Genomic DNA, 15,248 nt, shown 5'->3' on the forward strand with positions numbered 1-15,248 from the left:
AAGGTCACATTGACTGACCTTGCCGGTTGCTGCATCTGTCGGTTGGAAAATCGTTTGCCATCGATCAGCGGGAAAAGTATTTGGATACCAGTGCCTTCAGATTGGCGGCTGTCTGTGCATCCATTTTTCCGTCAAATTTTTCCGGGCGAAAATGCATCTGGAATGCCCGTACCAACTGTTGAAAGCCACCTTCCGTCGAGGCGCCCGAAACATCGTATCCATAGGACTTGAACAGCCCCAGCAATTCGCTTCGGACTGGAACACCCGATGTGGTGTATTGGCTCAGATACTGGTCCCGAGTGGCTTCATCGAACCAGGCGCCGACGCCTTTCAGGTACAGCGCCTGCCAGGGAAACATCGGCCCCGGGTCGCTCTTGCGGCCGATTGAAATATCGGAGTGGCCCAACACCTGCGTCGGCGTGATATCCGGGTAGCGCTTGAGGATGTTCAGCGCCAGTAGTTCAATCGCGGCAATCTGCTCGGGGTGATACGGCGGGAAGGTGAATTGGCCTTTGTTGTCAGTCGCCAGGTTGACCACCTCAATGCCGATTGACGTGTCATTCAGATTGCTACGGTTACCCCACTGACTGACGCCCGCATGCCAAGCGCGATGGGTTTCATCCACCAGGTTGAACACTTCCTGCCCGGTATAACCGGCTTTCAGGTAGCTGGGGTCGGTGATATCCGGAACCAGATAGTGCGCGCTGACATTCGGGCCGGTCAGGGCACTGACAGAACTTGAGAAGTTAGCGGCGGTGTAGTGAAGAACCAGAAAGCGTATTCGGCTGTTGAAGCTTCTGGCTGAGCGATACTTGTTGTAGTTGATGGGTTTCATGGTTGCACTCGCAATAAGTAAGTTTGCAGTCGGACGAAGATCAAGGTTGTTCGCCGACTTGCTGGTCAACTTAATGGCTGGAGTGCTTGTGATGTTTCCCAATGCTGGTAGTCGTTTTCTGAAAGCAATGTAGGCATGCGATCTTTTTCCTGGTCGCAGTCATTCATCAAAAAACATCGCCCATAAAAAAGGCCGCTGCAAACGCAGCGGCCAAAGTAAGACGTTGGATCAGGAGCTACAAATCAACGTCAGTGAACACGGGCGATGAACCGAATCCTCAATTCATCTGAAATCTTTCAGTCACGGCGCAGGTTCCGTGGTAGCCAGGTAAGAATAAGCCCTCGGCGCCGTAGGAAAAATACCAATTCCCGACATGCACTGTTGCAGCACGGGCAACAGTCAGGATTCGGCTGCCCGACTTCCGGGTAGTGACCTTGTGCCAGTCATCCTTTAGAGGTACACCACGAATACCTCTTTGGTGCGCTTATCGATCCCGGTGCCCCGGCAGTAGGGTGAGGCCTTCTGTCACTCACCGGGGAAGACGCATGACAAAAACAACAATGCGCGCCATCTTCACACCGCAGGCGCTGGCGGCCGCGGTCGCATTGGGCTGCTGTGCCCAGGCTCAGGCCATTTCGTTCAGCATCGGGGAAATCGAGGGGACGTTCGACTCCTCATTGTCGGTCGGCGCGAGTTGGGGCATGCGTGATGCGGATGATGCCCTGGTAGGCACCGTCAACGGCGGTTCCGGCCAGTCTTCGACTGGTGACGACGGTCGCCTGAACTTCAAGAAAGGCGAAACCTTCTCGAAGATCTTCAAGGGCATTCACGACCTCGAACTGAAGTACGGCGACACCGGCGCGTTTGTGCGTGGCAAGTACTGGTACGACTTCGAGCTGAAGGATGAAAGCCGCCCATTCAAGGACATCAGCGATCACAATCGCAAAGAAGGCGCCAAGTCTTCAGGCGGACAAATCCTCGACGCATTCGTCTATCACAACTACTCCCTCGCCGATTTGCCGGGCACGGTGCGTGCCGGCAAGCAGGTGGTCAGTTGGGGGGAGAGCACCTTCATCGGCAACTCGATCAACAGCATCAATCCGGTCGACGTGTCCGCGTTCCGTCGCCCTGGCGCCGAGATCAAGGAGGGCCTGATCCCGGTCAACATGCTGTTCGCCTCCCAGGGCCTGACGGAGAAGTTGACCGTGGAAGGCTTCTATCAACTGGAGTGGGACCAGACGGTCGTCGATAACTGCGGCACCTTCTTTGGTGTCGATGTGGTGGCCGATGGCTGCAACAAGGGCTACACCGTCGCCAGCCCGGCCATTGCACCGCTGCAGCCGATTGCGGCTGCCTTTGGCCAGGGCTTCGAGGTCAGCAAAGAGGGCGTGATCGTTCCCCGTGGCGGCGACCGTGATGCCCGGGATTCCGGACAGTGGGGTACGGCGTTGCGCTGGCTGGGGGACGACACCGAGTACGGCCTGTACTTCATGAATTACCACAGCCGCGGCCCCAACGTCGGGACCACCACCGCCGGGCTCAGCACGCTGGCAAGCCTTCCGGGAATCGTAGCCGCCGCCAACCGAATCGCCCCCGGCAGCGGTTCAGGCCTGGCCCAGAGTGTGATGCTCGGTCGCGGCCAGTATTACCTCGAATATCCGGAGGACATCCGCCTCTACGGCGCCAGCTTCGCCACTACCTTATCGACCGGCACTGCGTGGAGCGGGGAAATCAGCTACCGCCCCAACCTCCCGGTACAGGTCAACACCAATGACCTGACCCTGGCCATGCTCAATCCGATTGCAGGCGGTGCGGCATCGCCCATCGCCACGTCACCGGGGGCTGACAACACAGGTTACCGCCGCAAGGAGGTGACGCAGGTCCAGAGCACCTTGACGCATTTCATCGATCAGGTTGCAGGTGCCGATCGCCTGACGCTGGTGGGTGAGGCGGCGGTGGTTCGGGTCGGTGGCCTGGAAGCACGTACGAAGTTGCGCTACGGCCGCGACTCGGTGTATGGCCAGTATGGTTTCGGCGGCGACACCGACGGCTTCGTGACCTCGACTTCATGGGGTTATCGCGCTCGGGCCATCCTCGACTACAACAACCTCATCGCCGGGATCAACGTCAGGCCCAATCTCTCGTGGTCCCACGACGTCGCCGGCTATGGCCCCAACGGCCTGTTCAACGAAGGCGCCAAGGCCATCAGCCTCGGTGTCGATGCGGACTATCGCAACACCTATACCGCAAGCCTCAGTTACACCGATTTTTTTGGCGGGGACTACAACGTCCTCACCGACCGTGACTTCGTGGCTTTGAGCTTTGGTGTGAACTTCTGACCCGGCTGATAAGGATGATTTCGATGCGCAAGATGATGTTGCAATTGGGCGTGCTGACCCTCGGGTTGCTGGCCGCCAACGTGATGGCCGCGGTGTCGCCAGAGGAAGCCAACAAGCTTGGCACCAGCCTGACCCCGCTCGGAGCCGAGAAGGCCGGCAATGCCGATGGTTCGATTCCGGCCTGGACCGGTGGCATCCCGAAAAACGCTGGCGCGGTGGACAGCAAAGGTTTCCTGGCCGACCCGTTCGCCAACGAAAAGCCATTGTTCGTGATCACCGCAGCGACCGTCGACAAGTACAAGGACAAGCTTTCCGACGGCCAGATAGCGATGTTCAAGCGCTACCCCGAGACTTACAAGATCCCGGTCTATCCCAGCCACCGCACCGTGGCGTTACCGGCAGAAATCTATGAGTCGGCCAAGCGCAGTGCGCTGAACGTAACACCGATCAACGACGGTAACGGTCTGGCCAACTTCACCGGCAATCGCTACTACGCGTTCCCGATTCCGAAGAATGGCGTGGAAGTGATCTGGAACCACGTCACCCGTTACCACGGCGGCAATCTGCGTCGCACCATCACCCAGGCGACGCCGCAATCCAATGGCGACTTCACGGTGATCCGCTTCAAGGACGAAGTCGCCGTGCCGTCGTTGCTCAGCGATCTGAAACCGGGCAGCGACGATAACGTGCTCAACTACTTCAAGCAGGAGGTGACCGCACCGGCGCGGCTGGCGGGCAACGTGCTGCTGGTTCACGAGACGCTCGATCAGGTCAAGGAACCGCGCAAGGCCTGGATCTACAACGCCGGCCAGCGTCGGGTACGGCGTGCGCCACAGGTCGCCTATGACGGTGTCGGCACCTCATCCGATGGCCTGCGCACCACCGACAACTTCGACATGTTTTCCGGCGCGCCGGATCGCTACGACTGGAAGCTGATCGGCAAGAAGGAAATGTACATCCCCTACAACAGCTACAAGCTCGACTCGCCAGACCTCAAGTACACGGATGTGATCAAGGCCGGGCACATCAACCAGGACCTGACCCGCTATGAGTTGCACCGGGTCTGGGAAGTCGTCGCCACGGTCAAGCCGAACGAGCGGCACGTGTACGCCAAGCGCCACATGTACATCGACGAAGACAGCTGGCAAGTGGCGCTGGCCGACCACTACGACGGGCGTGGACAGCTCTGGCGCGTCGCCGAAGGGCATGCCCAGTTCTACTACGATCACCAGGTGCCGGCCTACACCGTCGAAGCGCTGTATGACCTGATTGCCGGTCGCTATATCGCACTGGGAATGAAGAACGAAGAAAAGCGCAGCTTCGAATTCAACATCGATGCAAAAGCGGGGGACTACACACCAGCAGCCTTGCGTAGCACGGGGGTCAGGTAGGTTTCCTACAGGCTTCTACACAAAAGGGTGACTTTGCGGTCACCTTTTTTATAGGGGGCGATCAGTGTGTTGAATACTTCTTCAACAAGCGCTCGGGAGGGGGCTAGGGTGGCGCCAGAATTATAAAAAAAGGCGCATCACAATGACTGCAATGACGCACTGTCTGGACCGCCCAGGCCTTGTGCCCCGACTGTCGTCCCATCATCTGTCCCGCGAGCGGCTGATCGAGCCCATGCTGGTGTCGACCGCGAGGGTGAAGTTGCTTTGCGCACCGCCCGGCAGTGGCAAGAGCGCGTTGCTCAGCGAATGCCTGCTGCGGGCGCCGGAGCACTGTCGGGTCTGTTGGCTGCCGCTGGCGGGGGCGTCGTTGAGTGCTGCCGATTTTCTGTTGCGCCTGACGCAAGCGCTGGATCTGCCCTCGGCGGATGAGCCCGGGCTGCTGGCGCATCTGGCCCGATTACAGACCCCGACCTGGCTGTTTCTGGATGATTACTGCCGTGCACCCAACGCGGAACTCGACCGGATGCTCGATCGCCTGTTGGCCGTCGCCAGCCCGGCGCTGACCTGGTGGCTGGGTTCCCGTCGTCGACCCTCCTGCAACTGGCCGCGGCTGCTGCTCGATGATGAGTTGTACGAGTGCGAAGGCCGGGCGCTGGCGTTTACCGAGGCCGAGGTCGGGCAGTTACTCGGTCATGTCGAGCCGACCCTGGCGGCCCAGACCGCCAAGAGGGTGGTTGAGCGCAGCGGTGGCTGGTGCGCTGGTGTGCGGATTGCGTTGCTCAATGGTTGCCCGTGGTCGGTTGAGCAGGGGCGTTCGGCAACGTTGCTCGATTATCTGCAGCACGAGTTGTTCAACACCTTGCCGCCGGAGTTGGTTGAGGTCTGGCAGGTGTTGGTTCATCTGCCACGCTTCAACGCCAGCCTGTGCGAGCATCTTTTCGGTACGGGAGAGGGCGCGCAGTGGCTGCACGCGTTGCAGGACATGGGCTGCTTCATTGAACCTTGGGAAGATTCCGTCGAGTGGTTGCGGATCTTCGAGCCACTGGCCCGGGCAATGGCTGAAGAGCCGACCCCGGCCGGGCGATCCTGGCATCGCCGCGCGTGCCAGTGGTTCAGCGCCGAAGAGGACTGGCAAGGTGCGTTCGAGCAGGCGCTGTTGGCGCAGGAGTTCGAAGTGGCGGTCAGTCTGTTGCAGCACTTCAGCCTCGAACATTTGTTCCGGCGCGAAAATGTCTGCCTGTTGTTGAAACTCCACGAGCGTCAACAGGCTGAGCTGACCCTTGTTACGCCGCAATTGGTCGGGCTGGTCAGCGCGGCGTTGTTGTTTGCCGGACGTTTCGATCCTGCCGCCGCGTGCATCGGGCAACTGGCACGATTTACCCCGCAGCCTACGCAGGCGCTGCAACGGCAACTGCTGGCACGCTGGCAGGCGCAACAGGGCTGGCTCCTGCATTTGCAAGGCCGTATGGAGGCGGCTCGCGGGCACTTTCTCGAAGCGCTGGCCGAGTTGAGTGTCGATGCCTGGCCGGCGCGACTATTGTGCCTGTCAGGACTGACCCAGCAGGCGTTGCTCAACGCCGAACTCGATGTGGCGCAGACGTTCAATCGCGAGGCACTGTGCCTGGCGCGCGCCCAAGGCTCGCTATTGTTCGAAGGGCTGCTTGAACTCGATCACGCGCAGTTGCTGGAGATGCGCGGAGCGCCCCGACGCGCCGAGAGCTTGTTGGCTGATACTGTTGCGCTGTTGTCTCGAGAAGCTGATCGACCGACGCCGCTATTGGGGCGAATTGCCCTGCGCCGAGGACGGCTGGCCCTCTGTCAGGGACAAGATGAGCTGGCCGCCGGTTTCTTCCAGTCCGGCCTGGAGGACTGCCTGAAAAGCCAGGACAAGCACGCGCTGTATGGCTTTCTCGGGCAAGCGCAGATGGCCGCCAACCAGCGCGATTATGCCCTTGCGTTTGATCGTCTGCGCGAAGCCGAACGGTTGATGCAGCAACGACAGATCCCCGACACGGTTTATCGCAGCGTACTGCTGCAAATCAGCAGTCATTTCTGGCTGCAGCAAGGGCGCCCGGAGTTGGTCCGGGAAGCGCTGACCCGAGTCTTGCGTCATTATCGCGGGACTCATGCACGCCAGGCACCACCCGCCACGCTGCAACTGATTGCGCGTATCGAATACCAGTTGGTGTTGGCCGAGACTCAACTTCAATTGGCGCAAAGTCCAATGGATCGTCTCAAGGCGTTACTCAAGCATGCGCAAGAACAGGCCATGCTGGCGCTGGAAACGGAGTTGCAATTGGCAATCTGTGAAGTGGCGGACCTGACGGATGAGCCGGACATGGCTCATGCAGCGCTGGAGGCCGGCCTGGCCTTGGTGAAGCGTTGTCATGGGCAACAGGCATTGCGTGATTTGAATTTGCGCCAGCCGAGTCTGATCTGTCGTCTACAGGGCGCGGCGCCAGTGGTCGATAGAGACACCGATGTCAGTTTGCTGAGCGGGCGAGAGCTTGAAGTGCTGGACCTGATTGCCCAAGGCAACTCCAATCAGCAAATCGCCGAACAACTGTTCATTTCGTTGCATACGGTGAAAACCCATGCCCGGCGCATTCACAGCAAGTTGGGTGTGGAGCGGCGCACACAGGCAGTTGCCATGGCGAAGAAGCTGGGATTGATAATGCAGGTTTGGTAAGTGTTGGTTTTTGGTTTTGAAATGAATTAAAGGCATGCCAACCCTGCCTGGTTGGCACAGCTGTGGCAGTCAGGTCGCGGATGCGGCGGGTTCATAACCCATGCGCCAGCTGACCGCACGGCTGGCGGATAACAGGCGTTGCGCCGCCGGTCCGTTTTCATCGGCATGGAACAAGGAAGTCGGCCCCACCACCGTCAGCACGGCAACCACTCTGCCCATCGCATTGAATACCGGTGCCGACAAGGCATCCACCCCTGGCAGTAGCAAACCATGTACATGGTGCAAACCGCGTGCGCGGATTTGTTCGCACTGGGCCGCGTAGGCCTGATCGTCTGCCAGCACATGGGCTGCGTGGGACTGCAACTCCTGCACGCGCAGATCCTCGGTCTCGCGTTTCGGCAGGTAGGCGCCAAATACCAGTCCCGTCGAAGAGCTGAGCAGCGGCAGCACCGAGCCCAGCTGGGTCACCACCGTCACCGCACGCACTGCCGGCTCGATGTGCACCACGGTCGCGCCCTGATTGCCCCATACCGCCAGAAAGCAGGTTTCGTTCAAGTCATCACGCAGCTCGGCCAGGGGCAGGGCGGCGACTTTCAGCACGTCCATACTGTTGAGTGCTGCCAACCCCACGCGCAAGGCTTCACGACCCAGGCCGTAATGGTTGGTCGCTGCGTTCTGTTCGGCAAATCCGCTGGCGATCAGCGCCTGCAAATAGCGATGGACCTTGCTCGCCGGCATCTGCACGTGTTCGGCCAGGCGCGACAGCGAAGTCGAAGGCGACAACTCGGCCAGAGCCTTGAGGATGTCAGTGCCCACCTCGGCCGAGCGGACTTTCTGTTTACCGTTGTTGTCGCTGGAGGGCTTTTGCATGGAGGCAGTTTGATCCTGTTACGAATGGGCGTCTTTATAGCTTGACGGTCAATACCAATCAAATTACGTTATGCGTAATCAAATTACGATAAAAATAACCCAGGCGTGCCTCGACCTCTGCAACAGAGTGAGCGGCCACTGCCGACTCCCTGTTCAGGAGGCTCCATGAACCCCGATTCAACGATGCCAGCGCTGGCCTACCTGTCAGGCTTCGGCAACGAATTCAGCAGCGAAGCCTTGCCCGGCGCACTGCCTGTTGGCCAGAACTCCCCGCAAAAAGCCCCGTACGGTCTCTACACCGAACTGTTCTCCGGCACGGCGTTCACCATGCCGCGCAGCGAGGGGCGGCGGACGTGGATGTACCGCATTCAGCCGTCGGCCAATCATCCGGCGTTCATCAAACTCGATCGGCAACTGGCCGGCGGCCCGCTGGGTGAGGTGACCCCCAACCGCCTGCGCTGGAACCCGCTGGACATTCCCGCCGAGCCGACCGACTTCATCGACGGCCTGGTGAGCATGGCCGCCAACTCGGGCGCGGAAAAACCGGCCGGTATCAGCATCTACAACTACCGTGCGAACCGTTCCATGGAGCGGGTGTTCTTCAACGCCGACGGCGAGATGTTGCTGGTGCCTGAACTGGGGCGCCTGCGCATTGCCACCGAACTGGGCGCGCTTGAACTGGAACCGCTGGAAATTGCCGTGCTGCCACGCGGTCTTAAATTCCGCATCGAGCTGCTCGATCCGCAGGCCCGTGGTTATGTCGCCGAAAACCATGGCGCGCCGTTGCGTCTGCCGGACCTGGGGCCGATTGGCAGCAATGGTCTGGCCAATCCGCGGGACTTCCTGACCCCGGTGGCGGCCTACGAGAACCTGCAACAACCCACCACGCTGGTACAGAAATTCCTCGGCCAGCTGTGGGCGTGCGAGCTCAATCATTCGCCGCTCAACGTGGTTGCCTGGCACGGTAACAACGTGCCATACAAATATGACCTGCGCCGTTTCAACACCATCGGCACCGTCAGTTTCGATCACCCCGATCCGTCGATCTTCACCGTGCTGACCTCGCCGACCAGCGTTCATGGCCTGGCCAACCTCGACTTCGTGATCTTCCCGCCGCGCTGGATGGTGGCCGAGAAAACCTTCCGTCCGCCGTGGTTCCACCGCAACCTGATGAACGAATTCATGGGGTTGATCCAGGGCGAATACGACGCCAAGGCCGAAGGCTTTGTGCCCGGCGGTGCGTCCTTGCACAGCTGCATGAGCGCCCATGGTCCCGACGGAGAGACTTGCACCAAAGCGATCAACGCTGACCTCAAACCGGCGAAAATCGACAACACCATGGCATTCATGTTCGAGACCAGCCAGGTATTGCGTCCGAGCCGTTTCGCCCTCGATTGCCCGCAACTGCAAAACACTTACGATGCCTGCTGGGCTACGTTGCCCGCCACTTTCGACCCGACCCGGAGATAACCCATGACGCAGACTTCCATCACTCGCAGCTGGGTTGCATCCGCCAACGGCCATGCGGATTTCCCCCTGCAAAACCTGCCGCTGGGCGTGTTCAGCCTCAACGGCTCGGCACCGCGCAGTGGCGTGGCCATCGGCGAACACATCTTTGACCTGCAAGCGGCCCTTGAGGCCGGGTTGTTCGATGGCGCTGCGAAAGCCGCGGTCGAAGCGACCCTTGGCGGTCAGTTGAATGCCTTCTTCGAACTGGGGCGTGAGGCTCGCGTCGCGTTGCGCGAGCGTTTGCTGGAACTGTTCGCCGAGGGCAGCACCCTGCACGGCAAGATCGAAGCCCAGGGCGCAAAACTGCTGCCTCTGGCCGCGGATTGCGAAATGCACCTGCCGGCAAAAATCAATGATTACACCGACTTCTACGTCGGCATCGAGCACGCGCAGAACGTCGGCAAATTGTTTCGTCCCGACAACCCATTGCTGCCGAACTACAAGTACGTGCCAATCGGCTACCACGGTCGTGCGTCGACCATTCGCCCGTCCGGTACCGACGTCCGCCGCCCGAAAGGCCAGACGTTGCCGGCCGGTCAGAGTGAACCGACGTTCGGCCCTTGCGCACGCCTGGACTACGAACTGGAACTGGGCATCTGGATCGGCCAGGGCAACGACATGGGCGACTCGATTGCCATCGGCGACGCCGCCGATCACATAGCCGGTTTCTGCCTGCTCAACGACTGGTCGGCACGGGACATCCAGGCCTGGGAATACCAGCCTTTGGGGCCGTTCCTGTCGAAAAGCTTCATCACCAGCATCTCGCCGTGGGTCGTCACCGCCGAAGCGCTGGAGCCATTCCGCCGTGCCCAGCCTGCACGTCCGCAAGGTGATCCGCAGCCGCTGCCGTACCTGCTCGACAAGCGCGATCAGGCCGCTGGCGGGTTCGACATCGAACTGGAAGTGCTGCTGCTCACCGAGGCCATGCGCGAGCAGAACCTGCCGGCCCATCGCCTGACCTTGAGCAACACACAGCACATGTACTGGACCGTGGCGCAAATGGTCGCGCACCACAGCGTCAACGGCTGCCAGTTGCAGGCCGGTGACCTGTTCGGTTCGGGCACCTTGTCGGGGCCGGAGAACGGTCAGTTCGGCAGTCTGCTGGAAATTACCGAGGGTGGTAAAAAACCGATCGAACTGGCCTCGGGCGAAGTGCGCAAGTTCCTTGAGGACGGTGACGAAATCATCCTGCGCGGCCGTTGCCGCCGCGACGGTTTCGCCTCCATCGGTTTCGGTGAGTGCCGCGGCAAAGTGCTGCCGGCGCGCTGAGAGGAGCGGGGCATGGAACTCTATACCTACTACCGTTCGACGTCGTCGTACCGGGTGCGTATCGCGTTGGCGCTCAAGGGCCTGGATTATCAATCCCTGCCAGTCAACCTGATCGCACCCCAGGGCGGCGAGCATCGACAGCCGCCTTATCTGGGCATCAACCCACAGGGCCGCGTGCCGGCCTTGCGTACCGATGAAGGCGAGTTGCTGATCCAGTCTCCCGCGATCATCGAATACCTGGAGGAACGTTATCCACAGGTGCCGCTGCTGTCCAGGGACCTCGCCACCCGCGCACATGAGCGTGGCGTGGCGGCAGTGATCGGCTGCGATGTGCACCCGCTGCACAACGTCAGCGTGCTCAACCGGCTGCGCCAGTCGGGCCACGACGAACCGCAGGTGGTGGAGTGGATCGGCCACTGGGTCAGCCAGGGACTGGCCACGGTAGAGCAGTTGATCGGTGATGACGGTTACTGCTTCGGCCCCGAGCCGGGGCTGGCGGACGTCTATTTGATCCCGCAGCTGTACGCGGCCGAGCGCTTCAATGTTTCTCTTGAGGCTTATCCACGCATTCGGCGAGTGGCGGCATTGGCGGCGACGCATCCGGCGTTCATCCAGGCGCATCCGGCGAATCAGCCAGATACGCCATAACGGTTCACACAGACCCAATGTGGGAGCGGGCCTGCTCGCGATAGCGGTATGTCAGTCATATTGATTTGACTGACACTCCCTCTTCGCGAGCAGGCTCGCTCCCACAATGATTTTTGATCAGTGAACGATGGCATTCGGCGGTAAATGCCCCAGCCGGTCCGTGAGGCGAATCCGCTGGATGGGATCGTCGCTGAGCAGCAGTGCGTGCTCCAGGTCAAAACGCTCGGCGTTCGGGCAGTCCAGCCGTTGGTACAGGCTGGCCCGGGCCAGATAGTCGGCGGTACTGGCATTGCCCAGTTCCAGGACGCGCCCGGCGTCGATCAGGGCATTGATGAAGTCGTCGTGGGAGAGGTACAACTGGCGCAGGTTGCGCGACAGCCGTTGCAGCATCTGCACCGGCTCGGCGGTGACCAGATGGTCGGCGCTGAGCTTCATGTTCGGGCCATACTGGCGATGCAACAACTCTCGGCAATCGTTCGGATAAAGGCGACGGCCGCCGCAGGGATCGAGCAAATGATCGGAGCCCGGCACCCGCAGCAGGAAATGCCCGGGAAAGTTGACCCCGACCATGGGGATCTCCAGGCCCCTGGCCAACTCCAGAGCAATCAACCCCAGCGTCAAGGGTTGCCCTCGCCGGAGCTCCAGCACTTTGTCGAGCAGCGCCACTTGCGGGCGCAAGGGTGTGAAGTCGTCCTGGGCGAAGCCCAGGTCGTTCATGCGCCGCAATAGCGGTTGGGCCAGTTCACTGACCGGCAGCATCGGCAAGCCACCGCTGACCCGTTGCTGCAATTCCTGGAAATCGGCCTGTACCGCTTGGGGCTTAACTTCAGCGTCATGCTCGACTGCAATCCATAGCGCCGCCTCGAACAGCGCGGGCGGTGAACGTTGCAGGCAGGCGAAGAACGATTGGCGCGGGGTCATCAAAATCTCCGGGCAATGCCTCGTTTTAGTCCCCTCGCCGGCATTCGTCCAGTGCTGCGCAAGAGCGAATTCCGGTTATTTCCGAAAGCCTGCATCGCAGCTGTGCTTATTCCGGTGCGCTTCTGCAATTTTCGGGCGCAAGCCTATACTGGCGTCTACAAGAAGTGATTCGGGAGCCTGACGATGTTCGCTCTCATGCAAAGTACTCGCCTTGAATCGCTGCATCTGAGCGTTGACCCGGTCACCGGGTTAAAGGCGGTCATTGCCATTCATAACAGCCGACTGGGGCCTGCCCTGGGTGGTTGTCGTTATCTTGCCTATCCCAGCGACGAGTCTGCGGTCGAGGATGCGGTGCGCCTCGCCCAAGGCATGAGTTACAAGGCAGCACTGGCCGGCCTGGCCCAGGGCGGCGGCGTCGCGGTGATCATTCGCCCCGTTCATGTGGCCAACCGCGCCGCGCTGTTCGAAGCCTTCGGGCGCTGTATCAATCAGCTGGACGGGCGCTACATCACAGCCATCGACAGCGGCACCTCAGTGGCGGACATGGATTGCATCGCCCAACAGACCCAGCACGTCACCAGCACCACCTCGGCGGGTGACCCCGCGCCGCACGCGGCGATGGGCGTATTCACCGGCATTCGCGCCACTGCGATGGCGCGACTGGGCAGCGATAACCTCGAAGGTCTGCGCGTCGCCATTCAGGGCCTGGGCAACGTCGGATATGCCCTGGCAGAACAGTTGCACGCCGCCGGTGCCGAACTGCTGGTCAGCGATATCGATCACGGCAAGGTGCAACTGGCGATGGAGCAACTCGGGGCTCACCCCATCGCCAACGACGCACTGCTCAGCACACCTTGCGATATTCTTGCGCCATGCGGTCTGGGCGGGGTGCTGAACAGCCACAGCGTGACGCAACTGCGCTGCTCGGCAGTGGCCGGTTCGGCGAACAACCAGCTGACACATCTGGATGTCGCCGACCAACTGGAACGTCGCGGCATCCTGTATGCGCCGGACTACGTGATCAACGCCGGCGGTCTGATCTATGTGTCGCTCAAGCACCGCGGCGAAGAACTGTCGACCATCACCGCACACCTGTCGAAAATCAGCTCGCGCCTGACCGAGGTGTTTGCCCACGCCCAGGCGGAAAAACGTTCGCCGGCCCGGGTGGCGGACGAGTTGGCGGAAAAGGTGCTGTATCGATAAAAAGATCGGACATGAAAAAGGCCCTGACTCCATCGGACTCAGGGCCTATTCAATTCGGGTGTCGCTTATTTTGCTGTTTTCGCAGCCTTGGTTGGCTTGGCCGGGGCAACCGGCTCAGCGTTTGCCTCTTCCACAGGAGCGGGCACTGCAACCGGCTCGGCGACTTCAACAGGTGCCGCAAGCAGTTCGGACAGGGCGTCCGGCTGGCTCTTGAATGCCTTGGCGAACACATCGCGATTCTTCGCCATGTAGATCCCGGCTTCTTCCACTTGCTGCTCGGTCAGGGACGGAACGGCTTTTTGCAACACTTCAGCCAGCAATTCGGCCAGTTCGAGCATTTTGTCATGACGGTCAGCTTCGGCTTTATCCATGAACAAGCGCTCCAGATCTCGGCTGCTGCGGTATACCACTTCGACGGCCATTCACCACCTCACATGCCTTCACATTGGTTGTCGGTTTCGACTACTGTATCTATATACAGCGAAAGGATAAGCGAAACCCTGTCGTTTGGGTAGTGGCTTTTTAATGTAGACCGGTTTCGGCATTTGTCAGGCGAGGCCCTGCACAGGTGCGACCAAACGCCACGGCGCGCAATCCGGAACGCCTCGCCATCATGGGCTGGCCTTTTTTCTGCATGCAGAAAAACCGTCACGTCCAACCCGCATCATCCGGTCGAACCGACCTAAGGAAGCATCATCGTGAAAATCAACTGGGCCGAGAAACTGCGGCAGAGCGTGCATGAACTGGCCGAGTCCCTGGGCAATCTGTTCGTCGAGACCTTTCATTACCTGGCGCTGTTCGCCATCGGTGCGGTGACCGCATGGGCGGCGGTGATGGAATTTCTCGGGATGATCGAAGAGGGGCACATCAAGATCGATGACATCCTGCTGCTGTTCATCTACCTGGAACTGGGGGCGATGGTCGGGATTTACTTCAAGACCAACCACATGCCCGTGCGCTTCCTGATCTACGTGGCGATCACCGCGCTGACACGGCTGCTGATTTCCAACGTTTCGCACCACAACCCGCCGGACCTGGGGATCATTTACCTGTGCGGCGGGATCCTGCTGTTGGCGTTTGCGATTCTGGTGGTGCGTTACGCTTCGTCGCAATTTCCCTCGGTGAAGATTGAAAATCCGCATCGCAAGACCGGCGCGGGTTCCAGTGAACATCCAGAGGTCGAGAAGGGCGAAATCTAGAGTCCGAGAGTGGGGCGCAGCCGCCCTTTAACGGGAGGGGGCGGCAAGGTCCGTCCGCTGCCGGTGGTCATGGCTTCGAGGATGGCCACGGCGCTGTGGCCCTGTTCGATGGCAATGCCGAATTGAATGCTTTGAACCAGTCGCTTGAGGCGTTGGGGGTCATTGCGTTGTTCGGCGCTGATCATGCGTTTGGCCACTACGCGCCCACTGTTGGAGAGGGTCAGCATGATGCTGCCGTCCAGGCCCTGAATGCTCAGGTTGATCTGGTAATCCGCTGCAAAGGCATCGGTAATGAGCTGGAAAGGATTGTCCATGATGCGTCACCGCCTGATTGAACGTGCAGTTGTTGACCGGCCGTGATCGGGTTGGTTCGCA

Annotated in this window: 12 protein-coding genes and 1 pseudogene; 8 read left to right on the forward strand and 5 right to left on the reverse strand. The window is 60.3% G+C overall.

Annotation, left to right across the window (positions count from 1 at the left end; genetic code table 11):
* Nucleotides 1–64: 64 nt before the first annotated feature.
* On the reverse strand, nt 65–835 hold the full coding sequence (locus tag PPUTUW4_RS04190) for an N-acetylmuramoyl-L-alanine amidase (RefSeq protein WP_015093529.1): 771 nt from the start codon (nt 833–835) through the stop codon (nt 65–67).
* A gap of 545 nt (nt 836–1,380) precedes the next feature.
* On the opposite strand from PPUTUW4_RS04190, the gene PPUTUW4_RS04195 reads away from it, so the two are divergent.
* From PPUTUW4_RS04195 to PPUTUW4_RS04205, 3 genes are all read left to right on the forward strand, one after another.
* A complete protein-coding gene (locus tag PPUTUW4_RS04195) occupies nt 1,381–3,174 on the forward strand; it encodes a DUF1302 domain-containing protein (protein WP_015093530.1) in 1,794 nt (597 codons plus the stop codon).
* A gap of 23 nt (nt 3,175–3,197) precedes the next feature.
* Nucleotides 3,198–4,565 carry a DUF1329 domain-containing protein gene (locus PPUTUW4_RS04200; RefSeq protein WP_015093531.1) on the forward strand — a complete coding sequence of 456 codons (1,368 nt, stop codon included), beginning with the start codon at nt 3,198–3,200 and terminating at the stop codon, nt 4,563–4,565.
* Nucleotides 4,566–4,707: 142 nt separating this feature from the next.
* Nucleotides 4,708–7,254, forward strand: coding sequence for a LuxR C-terminal-related transcriptional regulator (locus PPUTUW4_RS04205; RefSeq protein WP_015093532.1), 2,547 nt, complete (start codon nt 4,708–4,710; stop codon nt 7,252–7,254).
* Between the two features lie 69 nt (nt 7,255–7,323).
* Here the strand turns inward: PPUTUW4_RS04205 and PPUTUW4_RS04210 are convergent, their stop codons facing one another.
* A complete protein-coding gene (locus tag PPUTUW4_RS04210) occupies nt 7,324–8,124 on the reverse strand; it encodes an IclR family transcriptional regulator (RefSeq protein ID WP_015093533.1) in 801 nt (266 codons plus the stop codon).
* Nucleotides 8,125–8,289: 165 nt separating this feature from the next.
* Between PPUTUW4_RS04210 and hmgA the strand changes: the two genes are divergently transcribed.
* From hmgA to maiA, 3 genes are read left to right on the forward strand one after another with little or no spacing between them, the layout of a single operon-like run.
* Nucleotides 8,290–9,594: a homogentisate 1,2-dioxygenase gene (hmgA, locus tag PPUTUW4_RS04215; RefSeq protein WP_015093534.1), complete on the forward strand. Its 1,305-nt coding sequence runs from the start codon at nt 8,290–8,292 to the stop codon at nt 9,592–9,594.
* A gap of 3 nt (nt 9,595–9,597) precedes the next feature.
* Nucleotides 9,598–10,902 (forward strand): fumarylacetoacetase, encoded by a 1,305-nt coding sequence (gene fahA, locus PPUTUW4_RS04220; RefSeq protein WP_015093535.1) that lies wholly within the window; start codon nt 9,598–9,600, stop codon nt 10,900–10,902.
* Between the two features lie 12 nt (nt 10,903–10,914).
* Complete coding sequence (maiA, locus tag PPUTUW4_RS04225) at nt 10,915–11,550, forward strand: maleylacetoacetate isomerase (RefSeq protein ID WP_015093536.1); 636 nt, start codon at nt 10,915–10,917, stop codon at nt 11,548–11,550.
* A 117-nt stretch (nt 11,551–11,667) separates the two neighbouring features.
* On the opposite strand, the gene PPUTUW4_RS04230 is transcribed toward maiA, so the two are convergent.
* Nucleotides 11,668–12,471 (reverse strand): transglutaminase family protein, encoded by an 804-nt coding sequence (locus tag PPUTUW4_RS04230; RefSeq protein ID WP_015093537.1) that lies wholly within the window; start codon nt 12,469–12,471, stop codon nt 11,668–11,670.
* Nucleotides 12,472–12,654: 183 nt separating this feature from the next.
* Here PPUTUW4_RS04230 and PPUTUW4_RS04235 point away from each other — a divergent pair, with 183 nt between their 5' ends.
* On the forward strand, nt 12,655–13,674 hold the full coding sequence (locus PPUTUW4_RS04235) for a Glu/Leu/Phe/Val dehydrogenase dimerization domain-containing protein (protein ID WP_007970336.1): 1,020 nt from the start codon (nt 12,655–12,657) through the stop codon (nt 13,672–13,674).
* 182 nt (nt 13,675–13,856) lie between these two features.
* On the opposite strand, the pseudogene PPUTUW4_RS04240 reads toward PPUTUW4_RS04235, so the two are convergent.
* Nucleotides 13,857–14,096, reverse strand: a pseudogene (locus PPUTUW4_RS04240) (YebG family protein); the annotation flags it as partial.
* A 276-nt stretch (nt 14,097–14,372) separates the two neighbouring features.
* Between PPUTUW4_RS04240 and PPUTUW4_RS04245 the strand changes: the two are divergent.
* A complete protein-coding gene (locus tag PPUTUW4_RS04245; protein ID WP_015093539.1) occupies nt 14,373–14,873 on the forward strand; it encodes a phosphate-starvation-inducible PsiE family protein in 501 nt (166 codons plus the stop codon).
* Here the strand turns inward: PPUTUW4_RS04245 and PPUTUW4_RS04250 are convergent.
* The gene (locus tag PPUTUW4_RS04250; RefSeq protein ID WP_015093540.1) at nt 14,870–15,187 is read right to left on the reverse strand and encodes a DUF3509 domain-containing protein; all 318 of its coding nucleotides are present in this window, start codon (nt 15,185–15,187) and stop codon (nt 14,870–14,872) included. The two genes, PPUTUW4_RS04245 and PPUTUW4_RS04250, sit on opposite strands and share 4 nt — an antisense overlap.
* Nucleotides 15,188–15,248 lie beyond the last annotated feature (61 nt).

This window comes from Pseudomonas sp. UW4 (assembly GCF_000316175.1).
Lineage (GTDB): Bacteria > Pseudomonadota > Gammaproteobacteria > Pseudomonadales > Pseudomonadaceae > Aquipseudomonas > Aquipseudomonas laurylsulfatiphila.

Excerpts from the sequence above, each read along its gene's own strand:
- PPUTUW4_RS04230 (WP_015093537.1), bottom strand. The coding sequence starts at position 12,471 with ATGACCCCGCGCCAATCGTTCTTCGCCTGCCTGCAACGTTCACCGCCC.
- hmgA (WP_015093534.1), top strand. The coding sequence starts at position 8,290 with ATGAACCCCGATTCAACGATGCCAGCGCTGGCCTACCTGTCAGGCTTC.
- PPUTUW4_RS04195 (WP_015093530.1), top strand. The coding sequence starts at position 1,381 with ATGACAAAAACAACAATGCGCGCCATCTTCACACCGCAGGCGCTGGCG.
- PPUTUW4_RS04250 (WP_015093540.1), bottom strand. The coding sequence starts at position 15,187 with ATGGACAATCCTTTCCAGCTCATTACCGATGCCTTTGCAGCGGATTAC.
- PPUTUW4_RS04205 (WP_015093532.1), top strand. The coding sequence starts at position 4,708 with ATGACTGCAATGACGCACTGTCTGGACCGCCCAGGCCTTGTGCCCCGA.
- PPUTUW4_RS04200 (WP_015093531.1), top strand. The coding sequence starts at position 3,198 with ATGCGCAAGATGATGTTGCAATTGGGCGTGCTGACCCTCGGGTTGCTG.
- PPUTUW4_RS04190 (WP_015093529.1), bottom strand. The coding sequence starts at position 835 with ATGAAACCCATCAACTACAACAAGTATCGCTCAGCCAGAAGCTTCAAC.
- PPUTUW4_RS04210 (WP_015093533.1), bottom strand. The coding sequence starts at position 8,124 with ATGCAAAAGCCCTCCAGCGACAACAACGGTAAACAGAAAGTCCGCTCG.
- PPUTUW4_RS04235 (WP_007970336.1), top strand. The coding sequence starts at position 12,655 with ATGTTCGCTCTCATGCAAAGTACTCGCCTTGAATCGCTGCATCTGAGC.
- fahA (WP_015093535.1), top strand. The coding sequence starts at position 9,598 with ATGACGCAGACTTCCATCACTCGCAGCTGGGTTGCATCCGCCAACGGC.
- maiA (WP_015093536.1), top strand. The coding sequence starts at position 10,915 with ATGGAACTCTATACCTACTACCGTTCGACGTCGTCGTACCGGGTGCGT.